The organism is Kitasatospora sp. NPDC048286 (assembly GCF_043201735.1).
In the GTDB taxonomy this organism is placed as follows: Bacteria; Actinomycetota; Actinomycetes; order Streptomycetales; family Streptomycetaceae; genus Kitasatospora.
In genome coordinates, this window is sequence record NZ_JBICZE010000018.1 from 195,099 (window position 1) to 207,050 (window position 11,952).

The window sequence follows — 11,952 nt, forward strand, 5'->3', positions numbered from 1 at the left end:
CAGGGAGCCGACCGGTGGGGCTGGTCGCACGAAGAATTGCCCGGTCCGGGCGGAGCGGGGGCATCGACACCGGGGCAGGCGGGTGCCTGACCCGGTCGGTGCCCGGACCGGGAGTCCGAGAGGGCGGGCCGACGCCGTGGCGTCAGATGCCCATGCCGATGCCGCCGCCGACCGGGAGGACCGCGCCGGTGATGTAGCTGGCCTCCTCGCTGGCGAGGAAGCGCACGGCGGCGGCCACCTCGCGGTCGGTGCCGGGGCGGCCGAGCGGGGTCATCTTCATGGTGTCGCGCATCCGGCGGTCGGACAGCGACTTGGTCATGTCGGTCTCGATGATGCCCGGGGCGACCAGGTTGACGGTGATGCCCCGCGAGCCCAACTCCCAGGCCAGCGACCGGGCGAAGCCCAGCAACGCGGTCTTGGTGGCCGCGTAGTTGGTCTGGCCGGGGGAGCCGAGGAAGCCGAGCGCGGAGGAGAGCAGCACGATCCGGCCGCGCCGCTCGGCGAGCATGGTCGAGGCCGCGGCGCGCACCGTGCGGAACACGCCCCGCAGGTTGACGTCCAGCACCTCGTCGAAGGCCTTGTCGTCCATCCGCAGCAGCAGGGTGTCCCGGGTGATGCCGGCGTTGGCGACCAGCACCTCGACCGGGCCCTGCTCGCGGGCGACGGTCTCCAGCGCCTCCTCCACCGAGGCCTGGTCGGTGACCTCGCAGCGCACCCCGAGGAAGCCCTCCGGGACGTCACCGCCCCGGTGGCCGACCGCGACCCGGTCGCCGTCCGCCGCCATCGCACGGGCCACCGCCAGACCGATGCCGCGGTTGGCCCCGGTGATGAAGACTGATCGAGACATGGTTCGTGGGTCGCCTTTCGTGAGGTGGTCGTTCGGTGCGGCCCGCCGAACCGGCGGCGGGCGTGCGGCGCACTGGCGCGGTCAGCGCTCCGGGGCCTGGACCAGCAGGCAGGACCAGGTGAAACCGGCGCCCGCGCTGAACACCAGGGCGGCCTCGCCGGGGGCGAGCACGTCCGCCTCCAGCAGGTCCGCGAGGCCGGCCACCGCGTCGCCCGCGCCCAGGTGGCCGGTGGCGCGGCCGAAGTCCAGCGGCTCGGCGGAGGTCTCCTCGGCGAGGATGGTGAGCCAGGAGTCCTGGAGGGTCTTGCGGCCGAAGCGGGGCAGGACCGCGTAGCGCAGCCGGGGGTCGCCCGGGTGCATGCCGGCGCCGTCCAGGGCGTCGGTGATGATCATGCGGATACTGCGCCGGTTGACCTCGACGAACCGCTCGTTGCCGTGTTCGCGCAGGTAGGCGCGCTTGGTGATCCGCATGTCGACCCGGTCGCGCACGCCGCGCGAGACGGGGGCGAAGGGGTCGACGCCCCGGTGCATCGCCTCCAGCTCGGCGGCGGCGGTGCTCGCCGTCGAGCGCAGCAGCAGCCCGTCGTCGGTCTCCGCGCCGGGGCCGCTCAGCACGACCGCGGTGCCGCCGTCACCGTAGGCCACGCCGTAGTCGCTGGCCCAGCGGTCGAAGCCGGGCGCGGTGAAGCGGTCGGCGGTGGTGACCAGGGCGCGTCGGGGGGTGTCCCCGGCGCCGGCCGAGGTCAGGTAGGTCGAGGCGAGCTGGATGGCGGTGCTTCCACCGTTGCACACCTGCTGGATGCCGATGGGCAGGGCCCGGTCGGCGCCGATCCGGTGCGCGATGTAGTGGGCGGGCGACCACAGGTCGTGCCCCTGGTAGTACATGCTCGCGTGGAAGGTCAGGTCGAGTTCCTTGGGCGCGATGCCGACCGCGTCCATGGCCTTGCGGGCGGCGGCGACCGCCATGTCGGGTGCCGTCTCCTCGACGGCGGCGGGGACGTCCTCGTGACCGAGGTCCCGGGCGTGCCGGGGCGTCAGCCGGCCCTCCTGGACCGCGCACTCGACGCGGTCGCGTTCCTCGGGGAGCCACAGTGCCGCGGCCGTGATGCTCACCGGTTCCGCCAGCCTCATCCCCGACCTCCTTCCGGAATTCGCTCTGCGGGTACTTCCCGGCCGAGTCTGCGGCGGGCAGATAGAAACGGGTTAAAAAAACGGCACCGACGTCCGGTCGAACGGCCCGAATGTGTCGATTTGGGTCATGCCACCTTAGACACATGGCCGCCTGCAACTATCGACGGGTTGCCGCCCCCCCGGTCGCTGCATTCGAATTGCGGGGAACTCGCCGACCTGCCGGGAAAGATCTCCGGAGGGTCGGACGTGACCAATTGAGGGGAAGAGGAATATGGGCAACAGCCAGCTTCCGGGCGAAATTCGGGAGAAGATCCGCGAAATCGTCGCCGAGGTGCTCGAAGCGGACATTGCCGACCTCACCGACGAGCAGAGCTTCGTCGACGACCTCGAGGCCGACTCGCTCCTGGTGATCGAGATCATCTCGCGCTTCGAGCGCGACCTGCACATCAAGATCCCCAAGGACGACCTGTCCGAGCTGGACACCCTGCCCGAGGCCTACGAGCTCGTCGCCAAGCACTACGTGGCCGAGGCCGTAGGTGCGTAGCAGGACGTCCCGGCGGGTCGTCGTCACCGGGCTCGGGGCCGTCAGCGGCCTCGGGCTCGGGGTCGGGGAACTGATCGAGGGCATCCGGCACGGCCGCAGCGGCATCGGTCCGATCGAGCAGTTCGACCCGACCGGCTTCGAGCACACCCTGGCCGGTGAGGTCCGCGGCTTCGACCCGTCGGAGCACCTGCACCGCACCACCCCCGAGCGCTGGGGGCGCAGTGGCCAACTCGCCGCCGCCGCAGGGAGGATGGCCGTCGAGGACGCCGGCCTGGACACCGCGGCCGGGCTCCCGGACGGGGGCGTCAGCTGCTTCGGCACCACCAACGGCGAGTCCCAGGCGGTCGAGCACGCGGTGGCCCGCTGGGTCGCCGACGGGCCCGCCGCCCTGCGGCCGGAGCAGATCGCCCGCACCGAGCCGGGCAACATCGCCGGCGCGGTCTCCGCCGAGCTGGGCCTCACCGGCGAGTCGCTCACCTTCGGCACGGCGTGCGCCGCCGGCAACTACGCCATCGGCTACGCCTACGACCTGATCCGCTCCGGCGAGGCCGACTTCGCCGTCTGCGGCGGCGCGGACGCCTCCAACCGGGCCACCCACGCGGGCTTCCACGCGCTCGGCGCCCTCGCCGAGACCGTGCCGCGCCCCTTCGACGAGCACCGCGACGGCATCGTCACCGCCGAGGGCGGCGCGGCGCTCGTCCTGGAGCCCCTCGACGAGGCGCTGCGCCGCGGCGCGCGGATCTACGCCGAGGTGCTCGGCTACGGCATGACCTGCGACGCCAAGCACATGACCAACCCCAACGCCGCGACCATCGCCGAGTGCGTGCGGATCGCGCACGCCAACGCCGGGGTCGAGCCGGGGGACGTCGACTACATCTGCGCGCACGGCACCGGAACCCGGGCCAACGACGTCACCGAGGTGAGCGCCGTGCGCGAGGTGTTCGGGGAGACCCTGCCCCCGATCAGCTCCGTCAAGTCGATGCTCGGGCACACCATGGGCGCGGCCGCGGCCTTCGGCGCGCTGGTGTCCTGCGCCGCCCTGCACGAGGGGTTCCTGCCGCCGAGCGCGACGCTGCGCACGGTGGACCCCGAACTCGGCGAGGTGGACGTCGTTCCCGGCACCGCCCGGGCCGCCGCCCCCCGCGTCGTGCAGAACCACGGCTTCGCCTTCGGCGGCAACAACGCGGTCCTCCTGCTAGGGAAGGTCGAGGCATGACCGGAACCACTCTGCTCGACGCGGCGCCGTCCGCCCGCCCGGCCGACGAGCGGGAACACACCGAGCCGTCCGTCCTGCCGATCGACATCCTCGGCCACGCCGTGTTCAGCGCCGCCGGCCACGGGACGGCCCCGATCGCGGCCGCGCTGGCCCGGCCGGAGCCGCCGGCCGGCGCGCCCGGCGAGGACTGGCCGGAGCTGGCCGTGCGGCCGGTGGCGGACTTCGACCCGCAGGCCGTCCTCGGCCGCAAGGGGCTGTCCCGGCTGTCCCGCACCGACCAGCTGGTCATGGCGGCCTGCGTGCTCGCCACGGACGGGACCGTCGCCGGGTCGACGGCCCGTACCGGCATCGTGCTCGGCACCACCGTGGGCAGCTCCGGCGCCCAGGAGGTGTTCTTCCGCGACACCTTCGTGCAGGAGCGTCCGTACCTGGTCAACCCGTCGGCCTTCCCCGGCACGCTGATGAACTCGGCGGCCGGCAAGACCGCGATCCGGCTCGGGTTCACCGGGATCAACGCGACCGTCTCCGGCGGCCCGCTGGCCGCCCTGCACGCCCTGCGCTACGCCCGGACCGCGCTGGTCAACGGCCACGCGGACCGGCTGCTCGCGGGCGGCGTGGAGGAGCTGTCCGCCGCCGCCGCCTGGTCCTGGCGGCAGAGCGGCGCGCTGCGCCCGGAGTCGGCCCTCGGCGAGGGCTGCGGCGTCTTCGTGCTGGAGCGCGAGGGGGCGCGGGGCGAGGGCCGCAGCGTCCTCGGGCAGCTGCTGGCCTGCGAGAGCGGCCACGCCGACCCGGTCGTCGACGGCCCGCTCGGCGTGGCCGCCCGGCTCGCCGCCGTGGTGCGCCGCGCGCTGCGGCGCAGCGGACTGCCGGCCGACGAGCCGGTGGCCGTGGCCCCGGGCGCGGCGGCCCGGCGCGGCTGGTCCGCGGTCGAGCGGCGCGCCCTGCGCGAGGCCCTCGGCGCCGTCCCGGCGGAGCGGATCGTCCGCACCGACACCGCGCTCGGCGAGACGTACGGGGCCTCCGTCGCCCTGCAGCTGGCGGCCGTCCTGGGCCGCTGGCAGGCGGGGCAGGCCGCACCGGGGGAGCGGGCGGCCGTGCTCACCGCGGTCGGCCCCGACGGGTCCGTCGGCGCCGCGGTGATCGCCAGGCCCGACCCGCGCTGAACTCCCGTCCGCGCATGTCCACCGCACCGATCTGGAGAACTCTCATGGAAAGCACGTCTCTGCTCGACCCCTCGGACCGGACCGAGGAGGCCCCGGCCCCGCTGGCGTACGAGCAGACCGTCCCCCGCAGCCTGGTGCACCGCTGGTCGCTCTCCGAGGTGTTCCTGACCGGATCGCGTGCGGTGGACGAGCGGCGGTTTCAGGCCGCCGCCCAACTGCCGCTGTCCCACGGATACTTCAGGGACCACCCGGGCCGTCTCGACCACCACGACGTGCTGCTCGTGCTGGAGGCGTGCCGGCAGTCCGTCACCGCCGCGGCCCACCTCCACCAGGGCGTCCCGGCCGCCACCACCTTCATGGTGACCGCCTGGACCCTGGAGATCACCGACGGGGACGCGCTGGCGTGCGGAACCCGCCCGGGCGAGCTGGCCATCGACGGCGACGTCACCGGCCGGCACGAGCGCGGCGGACGGCTGCGCCGGCTGGAGTTCGCGATGGACCTCAGCCTGGACGGCAAGCCGCTCGGGCACCTCACCATGGACGTCCGCTCGACCGCGACCGACCAGTACCACAACCTGCGCTACATGCAGCGCGGCAGCGAGGTGCCGACCGCCTTCGGCCTGCCCGCCGACCCGATCGGCGAGCCGGTCGACCCGGCCGCGGTGCGCCGCCTCGACCCGGTGAACGCCGTCCTCGACGACGTCCGCCGCGAGGACGGCACTCTGGCCGCGGTGCTCAGCCCGCGCACCTTCCGCAACCGCAGCATGTACGACCACCCGTACGACCACGTCCCGGCGATGGTCTTCAGCGAGGCCGCCCGCCAGTGCGCGCTGCTCCTGGCCGACGGCGCGGAGGGCGCCGGCCGGGTGCTGCGACTGGACGGCTCGTTCGACCGCTTCGCCGAACTGGACCAGACCGTTCGGCTCACCGCCGCGCCGGATCCGGACCGCGGCGCCACCTCCTACCTGTTGCGGGCGGTGCAGGGCGAGCAGGCCGTGGCATCCGTCGCCGTCACGCTCGCCTGACCCGTTCACACCACCTCTTTTCGGAAGGCATCACCATGTCCCACCTGTCCATGGTCTGGTTCGACTTCGGCGGCGTCCTGTCCCCGCCGCTGGAGCGCATCTACGAGGCGTACGAGGTCAAGACCGGCATCAGCCCCCGCCAGCTCAAGGCCGCGATCAAGGGCGTCGCCGACGAGATGGGCCTGCCCACCATGGCGCCCGTCGAGGTCGGCGTGATCAGCGAGCCCGAGTGGGGCCGCCGGCTGGCCCGGGTGCTGGCCGAGCAGAACCCCGGCATCGACCTGTCCCGGGCCGAGCTGGAGACCTTCGGCCGGCAGTGGTTCGACGGCATCAAGGCCAACCCGGTCATGGTCCGGGCGTACCGGTACATCCAGGACAACGGCGTGCGCGTCGGCGTCCTGTCCAACAACGTCACCGAGTGGGGCCCGTACTGGAAGGCGATCATCGCCCCGGTCGGCGAGGTCGACGTCCTGATCGACTCCTCCGAGGTCGGCCACCGCAAGCCCGACCCGGAGATCTTCGAGATCGCCGCCAAGACCGCCGACGTCTCGCCCGCCGAGTGCCTGCTCATCGACGACGTCGAGGAGAACCTCGCCGCCGCCCGCGCCCAGGGCTGGAAGACGGTGCTCTACCAGAACGACGAGCAGACCCTCGCCGACCTGCACGCCGCGACCGGCCTCGCCGGTCTGACCGACCTGCTCTGAGCCCGCCCGGCCGGACACCCCGGAGGAGCCACCATCATGACCACCTCACTCGACGCGTCCGTCTCGGTCACGGACATCCCGGGCCTGGACCCGACGCCGCTGTACACGCCGGTGCCCGAGCGCTCGGCCGGCGGCCTGCCGCAGATCGCGCTGCCCAGCGGCCACAAGGCCGTGCACCTCACCCGCTACACGGACGTGCACAAGGCGCTGACCGACCCGACCTACGGCCGGACCGAGACCAACGTCGAGGGCGGCCCGACCTTCTTCCCCACCACCCTGCCGCCCGAGATGCTGATCAACCTGGACGGCCAGGACCACTCCCGGCTGCGCCGGTTCGTCACCGCGGACTACAGCGCCAACGCGGTCGCCAAGCTGCGCCCGTACCTGGACGAGGCGATCACCCGCAGCTTCGCCGAGCTGCGCGCCCAGGAGCGGCCCGACCTGTACACCGCCGTCCTGGACCGGGTGCCGATCGAGCTGACCTGCCACTTCCTCGGCATCCCGGTGGAGGACGTGGCGTACTTCCGCCCGCACTCCCGCACCATCCAGATGGCGCTGCACGACGACGTGCCGCAGCTGGTGGAGGACTTCTTCACCGCGTACAACTACGTCGCCGACATGGTCGCCGGCAAGCGCCCCTACGTCCCGGGCGGCCTGATCGAGAAGTTCATCCAGGGCCGCGACGAGACCGAGCCGCCGCTGGAGGACAAGGAGCTCGTCGGCATCATCTTCACCGCCGTGGTGTCGGTGGACCAGAACGTGCTCTCGGTCCTGGCCAAGGCCGCCCACGTGCTGCTCAGCGCGCCGAGCCTGTGGCAGCGGGCCGTCGCCGATCCCGAGGTCATGCCGCAGCTGGTCGAGGAGATCATCCGACTGGTCCCGCTGGGCCGGATGTCCACCTTCCCGCGGGTCGCCCACCGGGAGGTGGTGACCTCCGAGGGAACCATCCACACCGGTGACCTCGTCTACGCGGACGCCTTCCTCGGCAACCGCGACCCCGAGGTGTTCGAGAACCCGCTGGTCATCGACCCGGACCGGAAGGGCAAGCGCCACCTGCAGTTCGGCTACGGCATGCACCACTGCCTCGGCGCGGCGCTGGCCCGCCTGGAGATCGCCGAGATCCTCGGCCGTGTGGTGCGCGAGTTCCCGACCATGACGCTGGACGGCGACCCGGCCGACCTGGTCTGGGACGAGGGCGCGCTGCTGCGCCGTCCGATCGGGCTGCCGGTGCGCTGGTAGCCGCACGGTGCCCGCGGGGGAAGCCCTCCCGCGAGGACGCACCCGGGCCCCGTCTGCTGGCAGGCGGGGCCCGGGTGCGTCGCGTGTGTCACCCGGCATGTTCCTTTGGACGTACCCGGGGTGGCACCTGAGGAGCAGATCCATTGAGTCCCCCGGTGCGGGACCGATATTTTCTGAAGCGTCGGCCGGGGGGCCGGACGAGATCCCGCCATCGCGCGGGAACCACGGGGGATACATGTCGGACGTGATGCGTGTCGATGTGCTGGGCACACTGGAATTCCGTTTCACCGACCGGGTCTTCGCACTTCGGGGACCCAAACTGCGAAAAGTACTGGCCCTACTCGCACTGCGGGCGAACGAGGACGTGAACATCGACGTGATGGCGCATGAACTGTGGGGGGAGAATCAGCCCGCCACCGCCGTCATGACCGTCCGCACCCACATTTACCACCTGCGGAAGTGGTTCGCGGCCGTCCCGGTCGCGGAGGAATGCAAGCCGCAGATCGCCAGCCAGCCGTACGGCTACCGGCTGGAGATATCCGAGGAGCACGTCGACGCCACGGAGTTCCGGCTCCGCTGCGCCTACGGGTCCAAGCTGCTGGACGCCGGCCGGGTGGACGCGGCCGCCGAGACCTTCGGCCAGGCGCTGGCACTGTGGCGCGGCCCGGTGCTCACCGACGTGCGGCACGGCGCCGTGATCGAGCAACTCGCCTCGGAACTGGGCGGGTTGCGCGAGCGGGCGATCGAGCAGCGGCTGGAGGCGGACCTCGACCGCGGGCGCCACCGGGACGTCGTCGAGGAGCTGCGGCTGCTGGTCGCGGCCCAGCCGTTCAACGAGTGGCGGCACGCCCAGCTCATCCGCGCCCTGCACGCCTCCGGCCGCCGGGTCGAGGCGCTCGGGGCCTACCAGTCGCTGCGCACCCTGCTCAACCGCGAGCTGGGCGTCGAGCCCTCCGGGGACGTCCAGCGGCTGCGTACCGAGATCCTCCGAGGCGTCGCATGAGACCCGGCCAGGAAGGACGTGACATCCCGTGATCGAGGAACTGCTGCCGGGGCCGGTCGTCGGCGCCGAATCGTTCGACACCGCGCAGGAGGCGGCCCTCTTCCCCGAGGAGGAGAGGTGGGCCGCCCCGATGGCCACCGCCCGGCGGGCCAGGTTCACCACGAGCCGCGACTGCGCCCGGCAGGCGATGGTCCGGCTCGGGCTGCCGCCGGCCCCGATCCTGCGCGGCCGCTCGGGCGAGCCGCTCTGGCCGAGCGGGCTCACCGGCAGCATGACCCACACCCGCGGCTACCACGCCGCGGCCGTCGCCCCCTCCCTGGACATCCTGGCGATCGGCGTCGACGCGGAGCCGAACCAGCGGCTGAGCAACAGCGACGCGCTGCCGCTGCTGTCGCTCGCCGCGGAGCGGGCCTGGGTCGGCACCCTGTTCGAGCGGCGGCCCGAAGTCAGCTGGGACCGGCTGCTGTTCAGCGCCAAGGAGTCCGTCTACAAGGCGTGCTTCCCGCTGGTCGGGCCGTTGGGCTTCGACGACGTGCTGATCACGGTCGACCCCCGGGGCGGCACCTTCCGGGCCCGGGTCAGGCTTCCGGGGCCGGCCGGGCGGGACTCCCGCTCGACCCAGCTGGCGGGCCGATGGCTCGCCCGCGACGGCCTGATCGTGACCGCGATGGTGCTGCGGCGTCCGAGTCGTCGGCGGCGTCGTGCTCCGGACCTGGCCCGGGTGGCGGGTTTTGGCTGATCAGGTCCAGCAGTCCGGGGAAACGCGACTCCAGGTCCTCCCGTCGCAGGTGCGCCTTCCTGCTGTTGCCCCGGTTGATCTGCAGGACCAGCCCGGACTCGCGCAGGATTCGGAAGTGGTGACTGAGCGTGGACTTCGAGACCCCGAGGTCGAAGGACAGACAGGTGCGCTCGGTGCCGTCCGGCAACCCCACGAACTCCTGGACGACCTTGTACCGCAAGGGATCTGACAGAGCGTTCAGGATTGTCGGAAGCTCCATCTCGTCCCGGCTCGGGTGACCCTCCGCGTCGACCATTCTCCTCCGCCTCCCTGTCGCTCGTGGCCTCAACTCGTAGGCCAGGTTTGACTTGCATCATACCTCCGCTCCGTGTAAGCCTTAGGTTCTATAAGAACCGAACCTAAGGTTCGGAGCCCTCCGGAACGGGAGCTTCCCCAACCATGGCTGCACAGACCGAATCCCCCCTCGTCGGGGAAGACGCCGGATCCCAGGCGTCAGGGCGCCAGCGGCAGACGCTGATCCTGGTCGCCGTCCTTCTGGCCGTCTTCGTCGTCCCCACGTCCATCTCCGGCACCGGTGTGGCGCTGCCGTACATCGGCTCCGACCTGGACGCCAACCTGGTGCCCCTCCAGTGGGTCGTCAACGCCTTCAACGTGGCGTTCGCCTGCTTCACCCTCGCCTGGGGTTCCATCGCCGACATCATCGGCCGCGTCCGCGCCTTCGCCCTCGGCGCCACGATCTACGCGGTCGCCTCGCTGGTCAGCGTGTTCGCCGGCAACGTGATCCTGCTGGACGCCGCCCGCGCCCTGGCCGGCATCGGCGGCGCCGCGATCTTCTCCTGCGGTGCAGCGATGCTCTCCACCGTCTTCGAGGGCCCCGCCCGCGGCCGGGCGTTCGCGCTCTTCGGCACCGTCGCCGGCATCGGCGTCTCCTTCGGCCCGTCGCTCTCCGGCGCGCTGATCGAGAACGCCGGCTGGCGCTGGGTGTTCGCCGTGCACGTGATCGTGCTGGCCCTGGTCCTGCTCGCCGTCCCGACCATGAGCCGCGCCGTCCAGGAGACCCGCACCGAGGGTGCGCGCATCGACGTCGTCGGCTCCGCCCTGTTCATCCTCGCCATGCTGCTGCTCACCACCGGCATCGCGCAGGGTTCGCAGTGGGGCTGGGCCAGCCCGGGCGTGCTCGGCCTGTTCGCCGGCACGATCGTCGCCCTCGTGGTCTTCGCCGCGGTGGAGAAGCGCAAGTCGCACCCGATGCTCGACCTGAGCATCGTCACCAACCGCCGCTTCATGGCGCTCTGCCTGGTGCCGGTGGCCGGCTCCTTCGGCTTCGTCACCATGCTGACCTACCTGCCCAGCTACCTCACCGCCGCCGGTGGCTACTCCAGCGGCACGGCCGGTGCGATCATGCTGATGCTCACCGTCCCGATGCTGGTCCTCCCGCTGGTGGCCGCGAAGCTCGTCGCCAAGGGTGTCTCCGCGATGGGCATCATCTACCTGAGCCTGGTCTTCCTGGTGGTCGGCGCCGCCGGCCTGGAGCTCTACAAGCCCGACGTCAACCTCGGCCTGGTCGCCCTGCCGATGCTGATCGTGGGCGCCGGCTACGCCCTCGCCGCCGGCCTCGTCGACGGCAAGGCCCTGGAGCTCGTCGCCCCGGAGCGCGCCGGTATGGCCGCCGGTTTCCTCAACACCATGCGCCTCGGCAGCGAGGCCATCGCCGTGGCGATCTACGGCTCGCTGCTCGCCACCGTCATCAGCGGCAAGACCCAGGACAGCATCGCCAGCTACGCCGGCGCCGGTGACGCGACCACCGTTGCCGGGACCGTCGCGAGCGGCAACATCTCCGGCCCGGCCGGCGACGTGGCCGAGGCGCAGCGCGGCAGCTTCACCGACCTCCTGGTCAACGCCTACGACGGCGCCTTCCACACCGTCCTGTGGGTGCTCGGTGGCATCTGCCTGGTGCTGCTCGTGCTCATCGCGCTGCTGCTGAGCGGCCGCAAGGCCGAGCCGGCGAAGGCCAACTGACCCCGCGGCCGCTTCCGGAGCGGCCCGCGGCCCCCGACCCGGTCGGGAGGCGCCTACACCCCCGGGGCGCCTCCCGACCGGTCCCAGGGCCGGTCGTCGAACCCGCTTCGAGGACCGACCACCGGGCCGGGGCACCCGTCGGATCCGTCCGACCCCCATCCGCTACGTCTGGAGAACAGCATGACTGGCACCGTGCAGCAGGCCTCGGCCGCTGCTTCGAGCGGGCCCAAGCCGATCCGCAGACTCGATCGGGTGATCATTCGTTTCGCCGGTGATTCCGGTGACGGCATGCAGCTGACCGGTGACCGTTTCACTTCGGAGA

Annotated in this window: 11 protein-coding genes and 1 pseudogene; 9 read left to right on the plus strand and 3 right to left on the minus strand. The window is 72.2% G+C overall.

Annotation, left to right across the window (positions count from 1 at the left end):
• Nucleotides 1-142: 142 nt before the first annotated feature.
• A complete protein-coding gene (locus ACGF13_RS34445; RefSeq protein ID WP_392882958.1) occupies nucleotides 143-847 on the minus strand; it encodes an SDR family oxidoreductase in 705 nt (234 codons plus the stop codon).
• An 81-nt stretch (nucleotides 848-928) separates the two neighbouring features.
• Complete coding sequence (locus ACGF13_RS34450; protein ID WP_392882960.1) at nucleotides 929-1,978, minus strand: ketoacyl-ACP synthase III family protein; 1,050 nt, start codon at nucleotides 1,976-1,978, stop codon at nucleotides 929-931.
• A gap of 271 nt (nucleotides 1,979-2,249) precedes the next feature.
• Between ACGF13_RS34450 and ACGF13_RS34455 the strand changes: the two genes are divergently transcribed.
• The 8 genes from ACGF13_RS34455 (at nucleotide 2,250) to ACGF13_RS34490 (ending at nucleotide 9,611) form a co-directional block, all read left to right on the plus strand.
• Nucleotides 2,250-2,522 (plus strand): acyl carrier protein, encoded by a 273-nt coding sequence (locus ACGF13_RS34455; RefSeq protein ID WP_392882962.1) that lies wholly within the window; start codon nucleotides 2,250-2,252, stop codon nucleotides 2,520-2,522.
• Nucleotides 2,515-3,738: a beta-ketoacyl-[acyl-carrier-protein] synthase family protein gene (locus ACGF13_RS34460; RefSeq protein ID WP_392882964.1), complete on the plus strand. Its 1,224-nt coding sequence runs from the start codon at nucleotides 2,515-2,517 to the stop codon at nucleotides 3,736-3,738. The genes ACGF13_RS34455 and ACGF13_RS34460 overlap by 8 nt, the downstream gene beginning before the upstream one ends.
• Nucleotides 3,735-4,901, plus strand: a complete 1,167-nt coding sequence (locus ACGF13_RS34465; protein WP_392882966.1) for a beta-ketoacyl synthase N-terminal-like domain-containing protein — start codon at nucleotides 3,735-3,737, stop codon at nucleotides 4,899-4,901. Before ACGF13_RS34460 ends, ACGF13_RS34465 begins: the two co-directional genes overlap by 4 nt.
• Nucleotides 4,902-4,945: 44 nt before the next feature.
• Nucleotides 4,946-5,926, plus strand: a complete 981-nt coding sequence (locus tag ACGF13_RS34470) for an AfsA-related hotdog domain-containing protein (protein ID WP_392882969.1) — start codon at nucleotides 4,946-4,948, stop codon at nucleotides 5,924-5,926.
• 35 nt (nucleotides 5,927-5,961) lie between these two features.
• The gene (locus ACGF13_RS34475) at nucleotides 5,962-6,630 is read left to right on the plus strand and encodes an HAD family hydrolase (RefSeq protein WP_392882972.1); all 669 of its coding nucleotides are present in this window, start codon (nucleotides 5,962-5,964) and stop codon (nucleotides 6,628-6,630) included.
• Between the two features lie 36 nt (nucleotides 6,631-6,666).
• Nucleotides 6,667-7,869, plus strand: coding sequence for a cytochrome P450 (locus ACGF13_RS34480; RefSeq protein ID WP_392882975.1), 1,203 nt, complete (start codon nucleotides 6,667-6,669; stop codon nucleotides 7,867-7,869).
• 379 nt (nucleotides 7,870-8,248) lie between these two features.
• Nucleotides 8,249-8,872, plus strand: coding sequence for a BTAD domain-containing putative transcriptional regulator (locus ACGF13_RS34485; RefSeq protein WP_392882978.1), 624 nt, complete (start codon nucleotides 8,249-8,251; stop codon nucleotides 8,870-8,872).
• A gap of 28 nt (nucleotides 8,873-8,900) precedes the next feature.
• Nucleotides 8,901-9,611 (plus strand): 4'-phosphopantetheinyl transferase, encoded by a 711-nt coding sequence (locus ACGF13_RS34490; protein ID WP_392882981.1) that lies wholly within the window; start codon nucleotides 8,901-8,903, stop codon nucleotides 9,609-9,611.
• Between the two features lie 94 nt (nucleotides 9,612-9,705).
• Here the strand turns inward: ACGF13_RS34490 and ACGF13_RS34495 are convergent.
• A pseudogene (locus tag ACGF13_RS34495) lies at nucleotides 9,706-9,906 on the minus strand (ArsR/SmtB family transcription factor); the annotation flags it as partial.
• A gap of 143 nt (nucleotides 9,907-10,049) precedes the next feature.
• On the opposite strand from ACGF13_RS34495, the gene ACGF13_RS34500 reads away from it, so the two are divergent.
• A complete protein-coding gene (locus tag ACGF13_RS34500) occupies nucleotides 10,050-11,630 on the plus strand; it encodes an MFS transporter (protein WP_392882984.1) in 1,581 nt (526 codons plus the stop codon).
• Nucleotides 11,631-11,952 lie beyond the last annotated feature (322 nt).

Bases quoted from the DNA above. Each gene is read 5' to 3' on its own strand.
- ACGF13_RS34470 (WP_392882969.1), top strand. From the start codon at position 4,946: ATGGAAAGCACGTCTCTGCTCGACCCCTCGGACCGGACCGAGGAGGCC.
- ACGF13_RS34500 (WP_392882984.1), top strand. From the start codon at position 10,050: ATGGCTGCACAGACCGAATCCCCCCTCGTCGGGGAAGACGCCGGATCC.
- ACGF13_RS34480 (WP_392882975.1), top strand. From the start codon at position 6,667: ATGACCACCTCACTCGACGCGTCCGTCTCGGTCACGGACATCCCGGGC.
- ACGF13_RS34485 (WP_392882978.1), top strand. From the start codon at position 8,249: ATGGCGCATGAACTGTGGGGGGAGAATCAGCCCGCCACCGCCGTCATG.
- ACGF13_RS34445 (WP_392882958.1), bottom strand. From the start codon at position 847: ATGTCTCGATCAGTCTTCATCACCGGGGCCAACCGCGGCATCGGTCTG.
- ACGF13_RS34465 (WP_392882966.1), top strand. From the start codon at position 3,735: ATGACCGGAACCACTCTGCTCGACGCGGCGCCGTCCGCCCGCCCGGCC.
- ACGF13_RS34455 (WP_392882962.1), top strand. From the start codon at position 2,250: ATGGGCAACAGCCAGCTTCCGGGCGAAATTCGGGAGAAGATCCGCGAA.
- ACGF13_RS34475 (WP_392882972.1), top strand. From the start codon at position 5,962: ATGTCCCACCTGTCCATGGTCTGGTTCGACTTCGGCGGCGTCCTGTCC.
- ACGF13_RS34450 (WP_392882960.1), bottom strand. From the start codon at position 1,978: ATGAGGCTGGCGGAACCGGTGAGCATCACGGCCGCGGCACTGTGGCTC.